Source organism: Nonomuraea sp. H19 (assembly GCF_052068215.1).
GTDB lineage: Bacteria > Actinomycetota > Actinomycetes > Streptosporangiales > Streptosporangiaceae > Nonomuraea.
Map to the genome: position 1 here is coordinate 198,812 of NZ_JBQHCV010000003.1, position 18,075 is coordinate 216,886.

Genomic DNA, 18,075 nt, shown 5'->3' on the forward strand with positions numbered 1-18,075 from the left:
CGTGTGGCCGATGACCTCCAGCCCGCGCCCGTCCGACCGCGCACCCGTCGCGGCTACGCGCTGGCCGTGTCCGTCGCCGGAGCGCTCCTGGTGTGCTGCGCGATCCTGCCCTGGGCGGGGCTGGAGGCGCGCAGTGCCCTGATCGGCGGCGGGGTGGCCAACGACATGCGCGGCATCGACGACGCGTTCGGCGTCTACACGCTGCTCGCCGGGCTGCTCGCGCTGGCGTGCGGCCTGGCCGGGGTGCTCACCCGCCCGCGGCTGGCCGCCCTGGCCCTCGTCCCGGGGGCGGCGGCGGTGCTGGTGGTGGTGATGTTCGTGACCCACGGGAGCGGGCTCCAGGACCGGATCTCCATCGATCTGGGTGAGGTGCTGTCGATCGCGCCGGTGATCAGGATCGGCTGGTTCGCCGCGCTGGCGTGCTCGGTCGCGGTCGTCGTCCTCGCGGCCCTGGCGTTGTTCCGCCGCTCATAGCGGCGCGGCGGGAGATCAGTCGTAGAAGCCCAGCCTGCGCAGCTGCTTGGGGTCGCGCTGCCAGTCCTTGAGCACGCTGATCCGCAGGTCCAGGTAGACGCGCGTGCCCAGCAGCGCCTCGATCTGCTTGCGGGCCCTGGTGCCCACGTCCCGTAGCCGCTCGCCCTTGTGCCCGATGATGATGGCCTTCTGTGAGGGCCGCTCCACGAACAAGTGCGCGTAGATGTCCAGCAGGTCGTCGCGCCCCTCGCGGGGCAGCATCTCGTCGACCACCACCGCGATCGAGTGGGGCAGCTCGTCGCGTACGCCCTCCAGGGCCGCCTCCCTGATCAGCTCCCCCACCAGCACCTGCTCCGGCTCGTCGGTGAGCTGGCCGCCCTCGTAGAGCGGCGGCGACTCGGGCAGGTGCTCGATCAGCACATCCGCGAGCACGTCGAGCTGGTCACCCGACTGCGCGGACACCGGCACGATCGCGGCGAACTCCGCCACCTGCGACACAGCCAGCAGCTGGGCGGCGATCTGCTCCTTGGACGCCAGGTCGCACTTGGTCACCACGGCCACGACGGGCGTCTTCTTCACCGCGGACAGCTTGTCGGCGATGAACCGGTCGCCCTTGCCGATCGGCTCGTTGGCGGGGACGCAGAAGCCGATCGCGTCCACTTCGGTCAGCGTCGACAGCACCAGGCTGTCGAGCCGCTCGCCGAGCAGCGTGCGCGGCCGGTGCAGGCCCGGTGTGTCGACGATGATGAGCTGGGCGTCGGGACGGTGCACGATGCCCCTGATGACGCGCCTGGTCGTCTGCGGTTTGGACGAGGTGATCGCCACCTTGGCGCCGACCAGGGCGTTCATCAGCGTGGACTTGCCGACGTTCGGCCTCCCCACGAAGCAGGCGAATCCGGCGCGATGGCTGTCTGGCGAAGTCACGTACTGCATTGTGTCCCATCAACGAGCGTGCTCACGCCACCAGGCGAATGCCTCGGGCGCCACGCCGGGCGTCCAAGGGGTCGTCGGCAGCCCGGCAAACTCCTCCTCGGTCACCCACCGGAAGCCGTTGATCTCGACGCCGTCGGGCCGCGGGACGCCGGAGACCAGCGCGCAGCCGTAGACCGCGATGACGTAGCCGACCTGGTGGCCGTTCGGGTAGGTGGTACGGAACTCCGGTCCGCCGTAGACGCCGATCAGTCCGCGTACCTCGGTCTCGACGCCGAGCTCCTCGCGCAGCTCCCTGACCACGGCGTCCTGCGGCCGCTCGTCGGGGTCGATGCCGCCGCCCGGCGCCGCCCAGAGCCCCACGTCGCCGTGGCGGGCCGCCAGCAGCCGGCCGTCGTCGTCGAACACGAAGCCGGCCACCGACGGCAGCATGAGCAGCTCGGCGCCCACCTTCTCGCGCAGCCGTGCCAGGAACGGCGACATCGGCATGTCAGCCCCGCAGCGTGCCGTCGGGACCGGCCACGAGCAGCGATTTGACGCCCAGCTCCGCGGCCACGGCCGCGTCGTCCGCGCTCGGCTCGCCGCCGGTCACCAGCGCCACGGCCTCCAGGGACCGTGCGCCGCTGGAGATCGCCATGGCCACCGCCACCTGCACGGCCGACAGGGTGAGCGAGTCCAGCGCCACGTTGGTCGCCGCGTAGGTGCGTCCGGTCTCGTCGCGTACGGCGGCCCCTTCGGCGGTGCCGTTACGCGCCCTGGTCGCCCGCGCCAAGGTAATGATCTTGCTGTCTTCAGGATCGAGAGTCACGTGGACCAGATTAGGCGTCAACCAGGGAGATGGCCGCCTCGACCACCTCTCTGGTGCGGGTGGCGTCCACCTCGTTCATGCCCGTGTGCACCACCGACACCAGCGTGTCGCCCACCCGCGAGAGCACGACGTCCATCGCGTACGGATAGCCGTTCAGCCGGCCCTGCAGCCGCGCGCTCACCGCCCCGTCGCCCGCGCCCTCGACCGGCAGCTCCAGCAGCCGCAGATCGGTGCCGGAGGAGGTGCGTACCGCCCGGCACGACTCCCGAGCCCTGGCCAGCGCGGCGAGATGCTCCTCCGCCTCCCCGGCGGCGTACCGGGCCAGGCCCACCCCGGCCTGCTCCCCCAGCCCGTCGCCGTGGTAGCTGACCGCCGCCTGGGCGGTCAGCGCCTGCTCGGGCGCGCGCCCTCCGGCCGGCGCCAGCAGTGCCCGGCAGCTCTTGTTCCCGGACCCGAACGGCATTCGCCACGCCTGCCCGGGCCGGACCGTGAAGCCGTCCGGCAGCCGCGGCTGCTTCCTGAGCACCTCGTGCAGCTGGGCCATGGCCTGCGTGTCGAGGAAACTCTCCGCTCCCTCGCCCCCGCATCCGGCCAGGGCGCAGGCCAGCAGCACGCAGGCCATGATCCCCGGTTTGCGTCTCATGATCCCCCCTGGATCGCAACTTGCCCCACCCACTAATGCGGCAATCCACGGGAGTTCCCACCCATACGCAAAAAGGGTGCCCTCACCCGGTTTCCCGGATGAGAACACCCTTTACGCCGATCAGCGTCTCGGCCCCCCAGCCGAGGACGCTGTCGTCCCCCCGGGAAGCATCCCCCGCCGCGAACCCCACCCGGCGTACGGACGCTTCCTCTCTGACACCCACCGCACTGGATGTCGTATTTAGAGAGTGCCGGACCCGGCTTGCAGAAAACTTGTAGAACACTTGCGGCATTTGTCGCTGGGTTGTGCGGGTCAGGCCGACGGGCTGATCGCGTTGCGCGGCGGCGAGACCACCTCGTCTTCTGGGGGGATGACGCGGCGGGCGACGACCGTGCTGATGCGGTTGCGGCGGCCCGCGAGGGACTCCGCGGTGAGCGTGAGCCCGGCCACCTCCGCCTGCGACCCGGCGATCGGCACCCGGCCGAGCGCGTGGGCGAGCAGCCCGCCCACGGTCTCCACGTCGTCCACGTCGATCTCGGTGTCGAACAGCTCAGCCAGCTCGTCGACCGGCATCCGGGCCGTGACCCGCAGACCGCCGTCGGGCATGGTCTCGACGCGCGGGGCCTCCTGGTCGTATTCGTCGGTGATCTCACCGACGATCTCCTCCAGCACGTCCTCGATCGTGACCAGCCCGGCGGTCCCGCCGTATTCGTCGATGACGATGGCCATGTGGATCTGTCTGGCCTGCATCTCCCGCATGAGCTGGTCGATCGGCTTGCTCTCAGGAACGTACGCGGCCGAACGCATGATCGACTCGACCGGCTCCTTGCCGCCTCCCTCGCCCGACTCGTGGATCTTGCGGGCGATGTCCTTGAGGTAGGCGATGCCGACGACGTCGTCCTCGTTCTCGCCCACGACCGGGATGCGGGAGAAGCCGCTGCGCAGCGCCAGCGACAGGGCCTGGCTGATGGTCTTGCCGCGCTCGATGTAGACCATGTCGGTGCGGGGCACCATGACCTCGCGCACCAGCGTGTCGCCCAGCTCGAAGACCGAGTGGATCATCTCGCGCTCGTCCGGCTCGATCACCCGGCGCTCCTCGGCCAGGTCGACCAGGTCACGCAGCTCGGCCTCCGAGGTGAACGGGCCGTCGCGGAACCCCTTGCCGGGGGTCAGGGCGTTGCCGAGCAGGATGAGCAGCTTGGGCAGGGGGCCGAAGATGCGCGTCAGGCCGTACACGATGGGGGCGCTGGCCAGCGCGACCGGCTCGGCGTGCTGACGGCCCAGCGTTCGGGGCATCACGCCGACCACGACGTAACTGATCACGATCATCACGACCGCGGCCCAGACGTAGGCCCAGCCCTGGTCGTGCATGACATCGATGAACAGCAGCGTCGCGATGACCGTGGCGATCAGCTCGCAGCTCAGCCTGAGCAGCAGGAGCAGGTTGAGGTAGCGAGACGGGTCGTTCTCGATGGCCTGCAACCGCACCGCGCCGCGGCGGCCCTCGCGCACGTATTCCTCGGCGCGCACCCGGGAGATGCGCGTCAGTGCCGTTTCCGCACTGGCGATCAGGCCACCGATGACGACAAGGACGATGGCCGACAGCAACCAGGCGTTCACCGCGGGTTGCGCACCTCCTGCCAGGACTCGAGGAGCCGAGCCTGCAGTCCGAACATCTCTTTGTGCTCCTCCGGCTCGGCGTGATCGTAGCCGAGAAGGTGCAGGATGCCGTGAGTGCACAGCAGCTCGAGCTCGTCCGCCGTGCTGTGCCCGGCCTCCTCCGCCTGCCTGGCGGCCACGTGCGGGCAGAGCACGATGTCGCCGAGGAGCGCCGGGTCGGTGGGACTCTCGGAGTCGCCGCGCGCGCCGCCACCGGGCCGCAGCTCGTCCATCGGGAAGGACAGCACGTCGGTCGGACCCGGCTCGCCCATCCACTTCTCGTGCAGCTCGGCCATGGCGTCCTCGTCGACCACCACGATGGACAGCTCGGCGAGCGGGTTGATGCCCATCTCGCCGAGCACGTGGGCGGCCAGCGCGACGAGGTCTTCCTCGTCGACGCCGACGCCGGACTCGTTGTTGATCTCGATGCTCACGGTCGCCGTTTCCCTCGGTGCTGGAGGGGCTTCGGCTCCTGAGTGGCCTGCGAGGCGTCGTAGCGCCCGTAGGCGTCCACGATCTCGCTCACCAGCTTGTGACGGACGACGTCGGCGCTGGTCAGCCGGGAGAAGTGGATGTCGGGGATGCCGTCGAGGATCTCCTGGACCACCCGCAGCCCGCTCACCGTGCCCGAGGGCAGGTCGACCTGCGTGACGTCACCGGTCACCACGATCTTGGAGTTGAAGCCCAGCCTGGTGAGGAACATCTTCATCTGCTCGGCCGAGGAGTTTTGCGCCTCGTCGAGGATGATGAACGCGTCGTTGAGCGTGCGGCCCCGCATGTAGGCCAGCGGCGCGACCTCGATCGTGCCCGCGGCCATCAGTTTGGGGATCGAGTCGGGATCGACCATGTCGTGCAGCGCGTCGTAGAGCGGCCGCAGGTAGGGGTCGATCTTCTCGTAGAGAGTGCCAGGCAGGAAGCCCAGCCGCTCCCCCGCCTCGACCGCCGGGCGGGTCAGGATGATCCGGTTGACCCGCTTCTCCTGCAGCGCCCGCACGGCCTTGGCCATGGCGAGATAGGTCTTGCCGGTGCCCGCGGGGCCGATGCCGAACACAACCGTATGGTTGTCGATCGCGTCGACGTAGCGCTTCTGGTTGACGGTCTTCGGCCTGATGGTGCGCCCGCGCGAGGAGAGGATGTCGAGGGACAGCACCTCGGCGGGACGGTCGGAGGTCATGCGCAGCATCGCGATGCTGCGCTCGACGGCGTCGGGGGTGAGCTCGCCACCGCTGCGCAGCACCTCGACGAGCTCTTCGAAGAGCCGCACCACGGTGCCGCTCTCGTCCGGGCTGCCGGTGACGGTGATCTCGTTGCCCCGCACGTGGATGTCGGCCCTGAAGGCGCCCTCGATGACGCGCAATAGCTCGTCACGGGAGCCCAGGAGGCTGACCATCGGGTATTCGTCCGGAATCAGCACCTTGGCTTGAGTGCGCGTGGGAGGTGCCGTTCGGCGGGATTCGTGTAGTTCGGACATGGGCAGGCCAGCGGCCTGATGCCTCCCGGTCTCTTTCGGTGTTCTTCTTCGCCCATGGTAGCCGGGACCAGCCCGATTGCTCGCGCCAATATCAAGCGTTCATGGCCTCGCCCCGTGAGGCGGGCTCGGTCGCCGTTACCCGGGGGGCCACGTCAGCGCGCGGCCGCCCAGGACGTGGGCGTGCACGTGGAAAACGGTCTGACCGGCGCCGGGCCCGGTGTTGAAGACCACGCGGTAGCCGCCGTCGGCCACGCCCTCCTGCACGGCCACCGCGTGGGCGGCCTTGAGCACGTCGTCGGCGAGCCCCCGATCGGCCTCGGCCAGCGCGGCCGCGTCGGCGTGGTGCTCCTTGGGGATGACCAGCACGTGCGTGGGTGCCTGAGGATTGATGTCGCGGAACGCCAGCGCCCTGTCGGTCTCGTAGACGATCTCCGCCGGGATTTCCTTGGCCACGATTTTGCAGAAGAGGCAGTCGTTCACAGCAGTACCCTATCGAGGCGCCTCGTGTCAGCGAGTCCGTTGCGAATCGGTAATCATCGGTGTCGTGCGTGGGAAGATCCACGCGGTTAGGGTGAGTGTGCGACACTTCAAAGAAAAACACGATTCAGGGTCGGGCGAGCGCCACCTGGCGAGGAACACGACTGGGTAATGCACCCTAAGGAACCGGGGAAACCTCAAGAACCGGAAGAGCGTAAACCCTCTGGGAAGCCGGCGCGTCCCACTGATGTGACCACCGAAACCCTCCTGGCCGACAGGTCGATGGGGGCGGTGCCGGTCGGGTGGGATGCCGACATGGCTGTTACCGCGCTCTACAGCGCGCACTTCCGGTCATTGGTGCGTCTCGCTGTGTTGCTCGTACGCGACATAGCAACCGCTGAGGAAGTCGTGCAGGATGCGTTCGTCGCCATCCATGGCGCCTGGCGTAGGCTGCGTGACCCCGACAAAGCACTCGCCTACCTCCGTCAATCCGTCGTCAACCGGTCCCGTTCCGTGCTGCGTCACCGCGCGGTCGTCGAGAAGTACGCTCCCAAGGGCCTCCCCGACGCTCCGAGCGCCGAGAACGGCGCCATCGGGGAGCTGGAACGCTCCGCTGTCATCGAGGCGTTACGTGCCCTGCCGACCCGTCAGAGAGAAGCACTGGTTCTGCGCTACTACGGTGATCTGTCCGAAGCTGAGATCGCCCACGCCATGGGCATCAGCAAGGGCGCGGTCAAGAGCCACACGGCACGCGGTATGGCCGCCTTGCGATCCGTCCTGGAGAAAATGTCATGACCCAGCCCACCGACGAGTACGGCGATCTCCTGCGCCGTGCCCTCCGTGCGGAGGCGGACGGGGTCGTGCCCTCGCCGGACGGACTGGAGATCATTCGTGCCCGCATCGAGCGGCGCGGCGTCCGCAACCTGTTCTGGTGGCGGGCGGGTGCGGCCGCCGCGAGCGCCGTCCTGGTGGCGGGAACGATCGTGATGGCCGTTCCCGAGTTGCGCTCGCAGATCATCGAGCAGAAGCCCGTCCAGCAGATCAACGACGAGAGCTCCAAGATCCCGTCCAACTCCTCCACCACCCGTTCACAGCAGCCGCCGTCGGCTGATCCGACGCACGAGCAGCATCCGAACGTGCTCCCCCCTGAGGTTTCCCGGACCCCGTCCCCGCGGCCCGCCAAGACGGCCGACTCGACCAGCAGGCCGTCGCCGTCGCCGTCGCCGTCTCCCACGCCCACGTCGAGTGAGTGCCCGTCGACCGTGCCAGTGGAGACTGCGGCGGACTGCCCCACGGCCTCGCCCTCGCCGACGCCGACCGACGTGGAGCCGACCGAGCAGCCCTCCGCGTGCCCCCCTGAGGAGTGCCCGCCCGACGACGCGACCGACGGGGCCACCGAACTGGCCAGCCCGCTCGTGGACGTCTCCCCCACGACGCCCTGAATCCCCTCAGCGCGCTTTACCAGCGCCCGGTACGCGTGAGCAGCACGGCCGCCGCCGCCACCCCCGCCGTGGACGTACGCAGGACCGTGGTCCCCAGCAGCACGGGCACGGCCTTGGCGGCTTTGAACCGCTCCAGCTCATCCTCCGTGACGCCGCCCTCAGGGCCCACGACCACCACGATGTCGCCCCCGGCGGGCAGCGCCACGCCCGAGAGCGGCTCGGCCGCCTCCTCGTGCAACACCAGCCCCAGTGCCGCGCCGGCCAGCAGCGCCTCGACCTGAGCTGTGGTGGCGGGTTCGGTCACCTCGGGCAGATGGAACCTGCGGGCCTGTTTGCCCGCCTCGCGAGCCGTCGAGCGCCACTTGTGCAGCCCTTTGGCGACCTTGTCGCCCTTCCACTGCGTGACGCAGCGCGCGGCCGCCCAGGGCACGATCACGTCAACGCCCGCCTCGGTCATCATCTCGACCGCCAGCTCGCCCCTGTCGCCCTTGGGCAGCCCTTGGACGACGACCAGCCGCGGCTGCGGCGCCGCGACCTCGTAGCGGCCGATCACGTCGAGCCTGAGCGCGTCCTTCAGCACCTCGCGTACGACGCATTCGGCGACCGTGCCGACTCCGTCGGTCAGATCGACCCGCTCTCCGGCCCGCAGCCGTCGCACGGAGGCCGCGTGCCGTCCCTCCGGGCCGTCCAGGGTCAGCTCAGCGCCGCCGAGCTCCCGGGCCAGGAACACCGGAACGGTCACGTCACCTGCCGTTAAAAGCGTCGCGCAGGCGGGAGAAAAAACCCTGCTGCCCCGGTGCGAACTTGCCGGGCGGGCGCTCCTCTCCCCGCTGCTTGGCCAGCTCGCGCAGCAGTTCCTCCTGCGCGGCGTCAAGGCGGGTCGGGGTTTCGACATTGACGTGGATCAGCAGGTCGCCCCTGCCGGACTCGTTGAGCCGCTGGACGCCGCGCCCGTACATGGTGATGACCTGGCCGGACTGCGTGCCGGGCCGGACGTCGATCTCCTCGGCGCCGTCGAGGGTCTCCACCGTGAGAATGGTGCCGAGCGCGGCGGCCGTCATCGGGATCTGGACGGTGCAGTGGAGGTCGTCGCCGCGCCGTTCGAAGATCTCGTGGGCCCGCTCGACGATCTCCAGGAACAGGTCTCCGGGAGGGCCGCCGCCGGGGCCGATCTCGCCCTCGCCGGCGAGCTGGATGTGGGTGCCGTCCTCGACGCCCGCGGGGATGCGGACCTTGATCGTACGGCGGGTCCGCACGCGGCCGTCGCCGGAGCACTCCTGGCAGGGGTGGCGGATGATGGAGCCGAAACCGCCGCACTGCGGGCACGGCCGCGAGGTCATGACCTGGCCCAGGAACGAGCGGGTGACCTGGGAGATCTCGCCGCGCCCGTTGCACATGTCACAGGTGTCGGGGTGCGTGCCCGGCGCGGCGCCCGCGCCGTGGCAGACCTCGCAGAGCACGGCCGTGTCGACGACCAGCTCGCGGGTGGTGCCGAACGCGGTCTCGCGCAGGTCGAGCTCGACCCGGATGGTGGCGTTGCGACCCCGGCGGGCACGTGTGCGGGGCCCGCGGGCGCCCGCCGCCGTGCCGAAGAAGGCGTCCATGATGTCGCTGAACGGGAAGCCCGCCCCGAATCCTCCGGCGCCGGCGCCTGCTCCCGCGCCGCCGAAGGGGTCGCCGCCCAGGTCGTACATCTGGCGCTTGTTCGGGTCCGACAGCACCTCGTAGGCCTGCGTGATCTCCTTGAACCGCTCCTGGGTCTCAGGATCAGGATTCACGTCGGGGTGCAGCTCGCGGGCGAGCCTGCGATACGCCTTCTTGATCTCGTCCTGACTGGCGTCACGCCGCACCCCGAGGGTGGCGTAGTAGTCACTGTTTGCCACTTATCGACCTCTTATGATGCAGCCAGGATCTGGCTGACGTAGCGAGCCACCGCGCGCACGGCGCCCATCGTCACGGGATAGTCCATCCTGGTGGGTCCCAGCACGCCGAGCCGGGCCAGTTGGTTGTCGCCAGAACCGTACCCGGTCGCGACGACGGATGTGCCTTGCAGGTAGGGGTTTTCCGAGCCGATGCGCACGGTGAGCGTGGACGGCGCGTCCGCGGACGTCTCGCCGAGCAGCCGCATGAGCACGACCTGCTCCTCCAGCGCCTCCAGCACGTCACGCAGGCCGACGGAGAAGTCGGCGCCCGCGAGGTTGGCCGCGCCGGCGAACACGATCTTCTCGTCGTGCCGTTCGACCAGCGTCTCGAGCAGCACCGACAAGATCGTGGCCGCCGCCGGGCGGTCCGCGACCGGCAGCCGCTCCGGCAGGTCGGAAACCAGCTCGGGCACGGTGCTCAGGCCGCATCCGTCGAGGCAGGCGTTGAGCACCGCGCGCAGGTGCGCGATGCGGGCGTCCTCCACCACCTCGGGCAGCTCGATCACGCGTTGCTCCACGCGGCCGGTGTTGGTGATCAGGACGAGCATGACCCGCCGGTCGCTCAGCGGCACCAGCTCGACGTGCCGGACCGTCGAACGCGTCAGCGTCGGGTATTGCACCACCGCCACCTGCCTGGTCAGCTGCGCGAGCAGCCGGACCGTGCGGGTGACCACGTCGTCGAGGTCGACCGCGCCGGCGAGGAACGTCTCGATCGCCCTGCGCTCGGCCGACGACAGCGGCTTGACCTGCGAGAGCCTGTCGACGAAGAGGCGGTATCCCTTGTCCGTCGGCACGCGTCCCGCGCTGGTGTGCGGCTGCGTGATGTAGCCCTCCTCCTCCAGCGCGGCCATGTCGTTCCTGACCGTCGCCGGGGAGACCTTCAAGTTGTGGCGCTCGGCAAGCGCCTTGGAGCCCACCGGTTCGTTGGTGGACACGTAGTCTTCGACAATGGCGCGGAGCACCGCAAGTTTCCGATCGTCGAGCACGTGCTCACCTCCTGCCTTCGCCTTACTCAGGAACGCGGCGCCTAGCACTCTGTGTTCCCGAGTGCCAAGTGTACGGCTCTCGCCCACAAGGTGCGATAACACCGGTCCCATCCTGTTGCTAGCCACTTACAAGCGACAGCCCTCACACTTGCGCACATGACCGACGATTCTCGTCCGCCGTCGTACGGCCCCCCGCCAGGGCAGGGTCCCTACCAGGGTCAGCCACAACCCGGCTACGGCCCTCAGCCTGGCTCACAACCGGGCTACGGACCACAACCCGGCTCCCAGCCCGGCTACGGCCCTCAGCCTGGCTCACAACCGGGCTACGGACCACAACCGGGATCGCAGCCCGGCTACGGGCCGCCGCCTGGTTACGGTCCGCCACCTCAGTACGATGCGCAGCAGCAGTTCGGCCTGCCTCCTCAGTACGGACAATACGGCCAACAACCCCAATATCCGCCGCGAATTGATACCAAAGCCATCAAGCCCAGCCTGTGGTGGATAGCGCTCGCCTGGGGAGTGGCCGTGGTGTGCGCGGTCGCCGGTGTGGCCGTGTTCATCGGCGGCGTGGGCAGCAGCGTCTCCGACCTGGCGCCGACCAAGACGTTCGCGTCGGGTGAGAGCGTCACCGTGCCGATCGACCCGGCCGACAAGCCGGTCATCTATCTCGCCAGCAACGCCGCCGTCCGCTACGAGTGCGAGATCTCCGGCGGACCTGGCCCGGCCAAGCTCGCCAAGACCACCGGCTCCCAGACGATCACCTTGGGCAGCACCGTGTGGGAGCAGATCCTGGTGATCAATGCGCCCGCCAAGGGTGACTATCAGCTGACCTGCACCAACGAGGAGCAGGCGACCGTACGTTACGGCGTGGGCCGCCCCGTGACCGCCGCCGTGGGCGGAGTCGCCGGGGGGCTGGCCGCGCTGTTCCTGATTCCCGGCGCCGGACTGCTCATCGCCATCATCGGAACCGTTGTCGTCCTCATGCGCCGCAAGGCCTCCCGTAAGCGCCTTGCAGTCGGCGGGTGATTTGCTACGGTCCCCGTGTGTACGAGGGCGATGTGCTTGCGGAGAATTGGCGGCGGCCGGGCAAGGGCAAGATCCCGAAGGTGCCCGCCGAGCTGGACCTCGTCGTGGAGGACGCCGACAGCGGCTTCTGCGGCGCGGTGGTGAGTTGTGACAAGGAAGCCGTCACGCTCGAGGACCGGTTCGGCAGGCGCCGGCTGTTCCCGCTCGCGCCGGCCGCGTTCCTGCTGGAAGGCAAGCCCGTGACCCTGGTACGCCCGGCGGCGGCCCCCGCGGGACCCCGGCGCAGCGCGTCGGGCTCCATCGCCGTGGAGGGGCTGCGGGCAAGGGTGGCCAGGGAGAGCCGGATCTACGTCGAAGGCGTGCACGACGCCGCGCTGGTGGAGAAGATCTGGGGCCATGATCTGCGGGTCGAGGGCGTCGTGGTCGAATACCTGGAAGGCGTGGACGATCTGCCGGCCATCGTGGCCGAGTTCGGTCCCGAGCCGGGGCGCCGGTTGGGGGTGCTGGTGGACCACCTCGTGCCCGGCTCCAAGGAGAGCAGGATCGCCGCCCAGATCACTTCGCCGGACGTGCTCGTGGTGGGGCATCCGTACATCGACATCTGGCAGGCGGTCAAGCCTTCCGTTCTGCGCATCCCGGCCTGGCCGGACGTGCCGCGCGGGGTGCCATGGAAGGAGGGCGTGCTCGCCGCCCTGGGCTGGCGGATGGAGCCCGCGGACGCGTGGCGGCGGATTCTCGGCGCCGTCTCGACGTACACAGACCTGGAGCCGGAGTTGCTCGGCCGGGTCGAGGAATTGATCGACTTCGTTACGGAGGCATCATGAGCCAGGACCCGCCGCAGCCACCACCCGACGACGACGCCACCCGTCATGTGTCCCCTTCGGACATCCCACAGCACGGGGACCCCGGCTTTCAGCAGCCAGGGTACGGTCAGCAACCAGGCTCACAGCCCAGCTACGGCCAGCAACCAGGCTCGCAGCCCGGTTACGGCCCGCCACCCGGCTATGGGCAGCAATACGGCGGATATGGGCAGCAGCCGCCCTCTTACGGCCAGCAGCCGGGATACGGCCAGCAGCCCGGCTATGGCCCGCAGTCGGGCTCCCAGCCCGGCTACGGTCCGCCACCCGGTTATGGCCCGCAGTCAGGCTCCCAGCCCGGCTATGGCCCGCCACCCGGTTACGGCGCCGCGCCACGGCCGCCCGGCTACGGTTACGCCCCGGGCCCGGGAGAGCCGTACGTCCCCGGCAGGTACGGCCCCCGCCCGGGTAGCGACGACACCACGATGGCGATGCTCTCGCACCTCCTCGGCCTGCTGGTCTCCTGGATCGGCCCGCTGATCATCTACCTGATGAAGAAGGACGAGTCCCCCTACGTCAGGGACCAGGCGGCGGAGGCGCTCAACTTCCAGATCACCATGTTCATCGGCTATATCGTCTCCGGCATCCTGATGGTGATCTTCATCGGGTTCTTCCTGATGCCCATCATCTGGATCCTGTCCCTGATCTTCCACATCCAGGCCGCCATGGCCGCCCAGCGGGGCGAGAACTACCGCTACCCGTTCGCCATCCGCATGATCACTTAGACGAGGAGATCTCTGATGAGGGCGTCGGCCAGCAGCCGCCCCTTCAGCGTGAGCACCATCAGGCCCCCCTTGAACGGCTCGGGCTCCAGCAGGCCGCGCGCCAGGGCGCTCGCCACGGCCGTACGCGCCCCGGCCGGCACCTCGGCCAGCGGATAACCGGAGGACAGCCGCAGCTCCAGCATCAGCCGCTCGGCCGCGCGGTCCTCGGCGTCGAGCACCTCGCGGGCGTGGGCGGGCGAGGCGTGCGCGGCCAGCCGCTGCGCGTAGGCGGCCGGGTGCTTGACGTTCCACCAGCGGGTGCCGCCGACGTGGCTGTGCGCGCCCGGTCCTGCGGCCCACCAGTCGCCGCCGGTCCAGTAGAGCAGGTTGTGCCGGCATCGCGCGTCGTCGGAAGTGGCCCAGTTGGACACCTCGTACCAGCGGAACCCGGCCGCCGCCAGCATCTCGTCGGCGATCTGGTAGCGGTCGGCGGCCACGTCGTCGTCGGGCATCGGCAGCTCGCCGCGCCTGATCCTGGCGGCCAGCCTGGTGCCCTCCTCGACGATCAGCGAGTACGCCGACACGTGGTCGGGCCCGGTTTCGATCGCCGCGGCCAGCGAGGCCCGCCAGTCGTCGTCCGACTCGCCCGGCGTGCTGTAGATCAGATCCAGGTTGACGTGCTCGAACCCGGCCTTCCTGGCCTCGCGGACGGCCGCCGCCGCCCTGCCCGGCGTGTGCCCGCGGTCGAGGACGCGCAGCACGTGCTCGCGTACGCTCTGCATGCCGAAGCTGATCCTGTTGAACCCGCCGTGGCGGAGCTTCTCCAGGTAGGAGGGGTCCACGGACTCGGGGTTGGCCTCCGTGGTGACCTCGGCGTCCGGCCGCAGCCCGAACTCGGAGTCGATCGCGGCCAGGATCCTGGCCAGGTCCTCCGGAGGCAGCAGGGTGGGCGTGCCGCCGCCGAAGAACACCGTCTCCACCGGCAGGTCAGCGGCCCCCAGAACGCGGCGCGCCAGGCGGATCTCCGCGACGACCGTGTCCGCGTAGTCCTGATGCGAGGCGCCGGGGCCCAGCTCACTGGCGGTGTAGGTGTTGAAGTCGCAGTAGCCGCAGCGGGTCACGCAGAAGGGCACGTGCACGTAGAAGCCGAACGGACGCTCGCCGAGGCCGCTCATGGCGCTCTCGGGCAGCTCGCCCGAGGTGGGCGCGGGATCGCCGTCAGGCAGGGTCGATGGCACGCTTCCAGTTTGCCTGACCTCAAGAGTGCTCCAAGTCGGTCACAAGAGCGGTGCCGTCCACTGGTGCCTGACCGATCAAAAGGGGGATGACACATGGCAGGCATCGGCATCGTGGGCGCGGGGATCTCGGGGTTGACCCTCGCGCTGCGGCTGCAGCAGCTCGGCGTCGAGGCGACGCTCTACAGCGAGGGCGACGCGGAGTCCATGCGTTCGGGGCGGCTGCCCAACACGGTGGCCAGGACGTGGCTGACCCGGGCGCGGGAAAGGCATCTGGGCTGCGAGCACTACGCCGACCCGGCGTGCCTGATGGACGCGGCCGACTTCGCCATCACAGGGGTGCCGCCGCTGAAGTTCAGCGCGCGGTTACTGGACCCGTCCCACGTGGCCGACTTCCGTCTGCTGCTGCCCGCGCTCATGGAGGATTTCGCCCGCCGCGGCGGGCGGATCGTCGTGACCGGCGCGGCGCCGGATGCGGCGCAGGTGGATCGCTGGTCGCAGGGGCACGAGCTCATGGTCGTGGCGGCGGGGCGGCGCTCGGTGGCCGAGCTGTTCCCGCGCGATGCCGCCCGCTCGCCGTACGACAACCCGCAGCGCAGGCTGTTCGCCGGCTTGTTCCACGGCGTGCGGCCCAGCACGACCTTCGGCTACAACGTCATGTCCGGCTACGGCGAGATCTTCCGCATGCCGATGATGACGCGGCACGGCGTGGTCTCCACGATCGTGGTCGAGGCGATACCCGGCGGGCCGTTCGAGCCGCTCACCCGGATGGACCCGGCCGAGGCCGGTCCCACGCTGCTCGCGACGATCGCCGAGCACGCGCCGCACCTGCGGGAGCTGATCGATGCGGCCGAGTTCGAGCTGACCGGGCCCGACGACGTCTTGCAGGGCGCGATCACGCCGACGGTGCGGGAGCCGGTGGCCAAGCTGCCCAGCGGGCGCATCGCCCTGGCGATCGGCGACGCCTGGATCACCAACGACCCGATCACGGGACAGGGCGCCAACCTCGGCTCGGCCTGCGCCTGGATCGCGGCGGAGATGATCGCGGAGGGCGGTCCGTACGACGTCACCTTCGCCCGCGCCACCGCGGACCGGATGTGGGAGGAGGCGGCCGGGCCGGTCACCGAGTGGACCAACTCGTTCCTGGGGCCGCCCGCCGACCACATCATCGGCCTGCTGTCGGCCGCCGCGACCCGGACGGAGGTGGCCAACCTGGTGCTGGAGCTGTTCACCGACCCCGCGGGCAACTGGGCGGTGCTGTCCAGCCCGGAGGAGATGGGCCGGCTCGTTGACGCCCTGGTCTGAAGCGCTCTACGATCGCCTCAACTTTTAGGAAAGTTTCCTAAAAGTTGAGGCTTCCGGAGACGTTCGGTGAAGAAGATCCTGCTCACCCTCTCACTCATTCTCGGCTTCACGGCGTTCTCCGTGCCCGCCGAGGCCCAGACTGGTTTCAAGCGCGTGGCGTACTTCATCCAATGGGGTGTGTACGGCCGCGACTACCACGTCAAGGACGTGGACACGACGGGTGCCGCGGCCAAGCTCACGCACCTGAACTACGCGTTCGGCTTCGTCAACGCCGAGGGCTCGTGCTACTCGGCCGACCCATGGGCGGACTGGCAGCGGCCGGTGTCCGCCGAGCAGAGCGTGGACGGCGTGGCCGACGCGCCGGGCCAGGCGCTGAACGGCAACCTCAACCAACTTCGCAAGCTCAAGGCCAAGCACCCGGGGCTCAAGGTCCTGATCTCGCTGGGCGGCTGGACCGGGTCGAAGCACTTCTCCGACGCGGTCCTCACCCCCGAGTCCCGCGCCGCGCTCGCCGGCTCGTGCGTCGACCTGTGGCTGCGCGGCAACCTGCCGGGGCTGGAGCCGGGCGCGGCGGACGGCGTGTTCGACGGGATCGACCTGGACTGGGAATGGCCGGGCTCGTCCGGTGCCGACGGGAACGTCATCCGGCCTGAGGACAAGCAGAACTTCACGCTGTTCGTGGAGGAGCTGCGCAAGCAGCTCACGGCGTACTCGGCGGGCGCCCAGCTCACGGCCTTCCTGCCGGCCGCGGCAGCCAAGATCGACGCCGGGTTCGAGGTGCGGCGCGTGTTCAAGGCACTCGACTTCGCCACCGTCCAGGGGTATGACCTGCACGGCCCGTGGGAGCCGCAGACCGGGCACAACGGCAACCTGTTCACCGACCGGCGCGACCCGAACCCGGTCAGGTACAGCGTCGACCAGACCGTCCGCGACTACCTGTCCCGTGGCGCACCCGGGCGCAAGATCGTGGTCGGCGTCCCCGCGTACGGCCAGGGCTGGACCGGCGTCACCGGCGGCGACGGCGTGTACAAGCCGTCCACCGGTCCCGCTCCCGGCAAGTGGGCTCCGGGTTCGGAGGACTACAAGGACCTGGTGAACAAGCCCGGCAAGCGCTACAGGGACGTGCGCACCGGGGCGATGTGGCTGTACGACGGGAACGAGTTCTGGTCGTACGACGATCCGGCGATGATGCTGCAGAAGGCGGCCTACATCCGGCTCAAGGGGCTGGGCGGGTCGATGATGTGGTCGATCGACCAGGACGACGCCCGCGCCTCGCTCACCTCGGCGCTCTACTCGGTCCTGCGCTAGCGGCCCCGGCCGGGTAGGTGCGGAACCCGCTACCTGCGACGGTCCGCTGAACGCGGCCCGTCGCAGGCGTCCCCCTACCCGGCCTCCCGCTCCACGCCCAGCACCCTTTCCGCCACCTCGTCCCACCGGCTTTCGTGCCCGGGAACGGCCAGGATGCGGCGCAGCGCGTCCTGATCCCCGTGGTGGGCGCGGAACCAGTCGGCTACCGTCACTCCGATTGCGGGACGCGAGACGATCTCCACATCGTCGCCGGCGCCCAGCTCACCGAGCTCGACCACCTTCAGGTACGCCCCGGGGCGCGCCGCCGCGGCGAACCGCTTGATCCACCCGCGCTCGTCCATCCAGTTGCGGAACACCACGCACGGTATGCGGGGGCCGGTCACCTCCAGCACGGCGCTGCCCACCCGCCACCGCTCACCGACCACGGCGCCGTTGACGTCGAGGCCGGCGGTCGTGAGGTTCTCCCCGAATCGCCCGTCACGCACCTCCCGGCCGAGCTCGCCCTCCCACCAGTCGTAGTCCTCCCTGGCGTAGGCGTAGACGGCATGCTCGGGCGAACCATGACTTTCCTGGTCGGCCCGCTCGTCCCCGGAGAGCCCGTTGGCGAGCACTCCGACCCGGTGCGCAACCGCCCGCTTGTCGATCGCCGTGCGCCCCATCTTCCCCGCCCACTCAGCCTCGACCGACGTGCCGACGTTCACCGAGAGAATCCGCATACCCGGACGGTAACCGAAAGACTCTCCAAGAGCATCGGGATATCCGTCCTGGGCGGCTCCGTCGGTGAGCAGGCTCAGCGGCACCCCGGCCGGTGCGAAGCGCTCCATGAGA

General features: G+C 69.7%; 21 protein-coding genes. 8 read left to right on the top strand and 13 right to left on the bottom strand.

The window, feature by feature from the left end:
* Positions 1-3: 3 nt before the first annotated feature.
* Positions 4-474, top strand: a complete 471-nt coding sequence (locus tag ACTMTI_RS07625; RefSeq protein ID WP_441119095.1) for a hypothetical protein — start codon at positions 4-6, stop codon at positions 472-474.
* Positions 475-489: 15 nt separating this feature from the next.
* Here the strand turns inward: ACTMTI_RS07625 and era are convergent, their stop codons facing one another.
* The 8 genes from era to ACTMTI_RS07665 form a co-directional block, all read right to left on the bottom strand.
* A complete protein-coding gene (gene era / locus ACTMTI_RS07630; protein ID WP_441119096.1) occupies positions 490-1,407 on the bottom strand; it encodes a GTPase Era in 918 nt (305 codons plus the stop codon).
* Positions 1,408-1,416: 9 nt separating this feature from the next.
* Entirely contained in the window at positions 1,417-1,893 is a 477-nt protein-coding gene (locus ACTMTI_RS07635) for an NUDIX domain-containing protein (protein WP_441119098.1), read from the bottom strand.
* Between the two features lies 1 nt (position 1,894).
* A complete protein-coding gene (locus ACTMTI_RS07640; RefSeq protein WP_441119099.1) occupies positions 1,895-2,212 on the bottom strand; it encodes a cytidine deaminase in 318 nt (105 codons plus the stop codon).
* A gap of 10 nt (positions 2,213-2,222) precedes the next feature.
* Positions 2,223-2,855, bottom strand: coding sequence for a hypothetical protein (locus ACTMTI_RS07645; protein WP_441119100.1), 633 nt, complete (start codon positions 2,853-2,855; stop codon positions 2,223-2,225).
* A 312-nt stretch (positions 2,856-3,167) separates the two neighbouring features.
* On the bottom strand, positions 3,168-4,475 hold the full coding sequence (locus ACTMTI_RS07650; protein WP_441119101.1) for a hemolysin family protein: 1,308 nt from the start codon (positions 4,473-4,475) through the stop codon (positions 3,168-3,170).
* Positions 4,472-4,948, bottom strand: coding sequence for an rRNA maturation RNase YbeY (ybeY, locus tag ACTMTI_RS07655; protein WP_441119102.1), 477 nt, complete (start codon positions 4,946-4,948; stop codon positions 4,472-4,474). The genes ACTMTI_RS07650 and ybeY overlap by 4 nt, the downstream gene beginning before the upstream one ends.
* Positions 4,945-5,985 (bottom strand): PhoH family protein, encoded by a 1,041-nt coding sequence (locus ACTMTI_RS07660; RefSeq protein WP_441119104.1) that lies wholly within the window; start codon positions 5,983-5,985, stop codon positions 4,945-4,947. Before ACTMTI_RS07660 ends, ybeY begins: the two co-directional genes overlap by 4 nt.
* 135 nt (positions 5,986-6,120) lie before the next feature.
* Entirely contained in the window at positions 6,121-6,465 is a 345-nt protein-coding gene (locus ACTMTI_RS07665) for a histidine triad nucleotide-binding protein (RefSeq protein ID WP_441119106.1), read from the bottom strand.
* A gap of 279 nt (positions 6,466-6,744) precedes the next feature.
* Here ACTMTI_RS07665 and ACTMTI_RS07670 point away from each other — a divergent pair, with 279 nt between their 5' ends.
* The gene (locus tag ACTMTI_RS07670; protein WP_080047132.1) at positions 6,745-7,257 is read left to right on the top strand and encodes a SigE family RNA polymerase sigma factor; all 513 of its coding nucleotides are present in this window, start codon (positions 6,745-6,747) and stop codon (positions 7,255-7,257) included.
* Positions 7,254-7,904 (top strand): hypothetical protein, encoded by a 651-nt coding sequence (locus tag ACTMTI_RS07675; RefSeq protein ID WP_441119108.1) that lies wholly within the window; start codon positions 7,254-7,256, stop codon positions 7,902-7,904. The genes ACTMTI_RS07670 and ACTMTI_RS07675 overlap by 4 nt, the downstream gene beginning before the upstream one ends.
* 16 nt (positions 7,905-7,920) lie before the next feature.
* On the opposite strand, the gene ACTMTI_RS07680 is transcribed toward ACTMTI_RS07675, so the two are convergent.
* The 3 genes from ACTMTI_RS07680 to hrcA are packed head-to-tail and all read right to left on the bottom strand — an operon-like array spanning position 7,921 to position 10,812.
* On the bottom strand, positions 7,921-8,646 hold the full coding sequence (locus ACTMTI_RS07680; RefSeq protein ID WP_441119110.1) for a 16S rRNA (uracil(1498)-N(3))-methyltransferase: 726 nt from the start codon (positions 8,644-8,646) through the stop codon (positions 7,921-7,923).
* Position 8,647: 1 nt separating this feature from the next.
* Positions 8,648-9,787, bottom strand: coding sequence for a molecular chaperone DnaJ (gene dnaJ / locus ACTMTI_RS07685; RefSeq protein ID WP_441119111.1), 1,140 nt, complete (start codon positions 9,785-9,787; stop codon positions 8,648-8,650).
* 11 nt (positions 9,788-9,798) lie between these two features.
* Positions 9,799-10,812, bottom strand: a complete 1,014-nt coding sequence (hrcA, locus tag ACTMTI_RS07690) for a heat-inducible transcriptional repressor HrcA (RefSeq protein ID WP_441119112.1) — start codon at positions 10,810-10,812, stop codon at positions 9,799-9,801.
* A 525-nt stretch (positions 10,813-11,337) separates the two neighbouring features.
* On the opposite strand from hrcA, the gene ACTMTI_RS07695 reads away from it, so the two are divergent.
* From ACTMTI_RS07695 to ACTMTI_RS07705, 3 genes are read left to right on the top strand one after another with little or no spacing between them, the layout of a single operon-like run.
* Positions 11,338-11,838: a hypothetical protein gene (locus ACTMTI_RS07695; protein ID WP_441119113.1), complete on the top strand. Its 501-nt coding sequence runs from the start codon at positions 11,338-11,340 to the stop codon at positions 11,836-11,838.
* 17 nt (positions 11,839-11,855) lie between these two features.
* The gene (locus tag ACTMTI_RS07700; RefSeq protein ID WP_441119114.1) at positions 11,856-12,662 is read left to right on the top strand and encodes a DUF3097 domain-containing protein; all 807 of its coding nucleotides are present in this window, start codon (positions 11,856-11,858) and stop codon (positions 12,660-12,662) included.
* Positions 12,659-13,420 (top strand): DUF4870 domain-containing protein, encoded by a 762-nt coding sequence (locus ACTMTI_RS07705; protein WP_441119115.1) that lies wholly within the window; start codon positions 12,659-12,661, stop codon positions 13,418-13,420. Before ACTMTI_RS07700 ends, ACTMTI_RS07705 begins: the two co-directional genes overlap by 4 nt.
* Here ACTMTI_RS07705 and hemW read toward each other — a convergent pair.
* A complete protein-coding gene (gene hemW, locus ACTMTI_RS07710) occupies positions 13,417-14,637 on the bottom strand; it encodes a radical SAM family heme chaperone HemW (RefSeq protein ID WP_441119116.1) in 1,221 nt (406 codons plus the stop codon). The two genes, ACTMTI_RS07705 and hemW, sit on opposite strands and share 4 nt — an antisense overlap.
* 93 nt (positions 14,638-14,730) lie before the next feature.
* On the opposite strand from hemW, the gene ACTMTI_RS07715 reads away from it, so the two are divergent.
* Both ACTMTI_RS07715 and ACTMTI_RS07720 read left to right on the top strand, forming a co-directional pair.
* Complete coding sequence (locus tag ACTMTI_RS07715; protein WP_441119117.1) at positions 14,731-15,939, top strand: styrene monooxygenase/indole monooxygenase family protein; 1,209 nt, start codon at positions 14,731-14,733, stop codon at positions 15,937-15,939.
* Positions 15,940-16,005: 66 nt separating this feature from the next.
* Complete coding sequence (locus tag ACTMTI_RS07720; RefSeq protein WP_441119118.1) at positions 16,006-17,247, top strand: glycoside hydrolase family 18 protein; 1,242 nt, start codon at positions 16,006-16,008, stop codon at positions 17,245-17,247.
* A gap of 74 nt (positions 17,248-17,321) precedes the next feature.
* Here the strand turns inward: ACTMTI_RS07720 and ACTMTI_RS07725 are convergent, their stop codons facing one another.
* Positions 17,322-18,071 carry an MOSC domain-containing protein gene (locus ACTMTI_RS07725; protein WP_441119120.1) on the bottom strand — a complete coding sequence of 250 codons (750 nt, stop codon included), beginning with the start codon at positions 18,069-18,071 and terminating at the stop codon, positions 17,322-17,324.
* Positions 18,072-18,075: the final 4 nt, after the last annotated feature.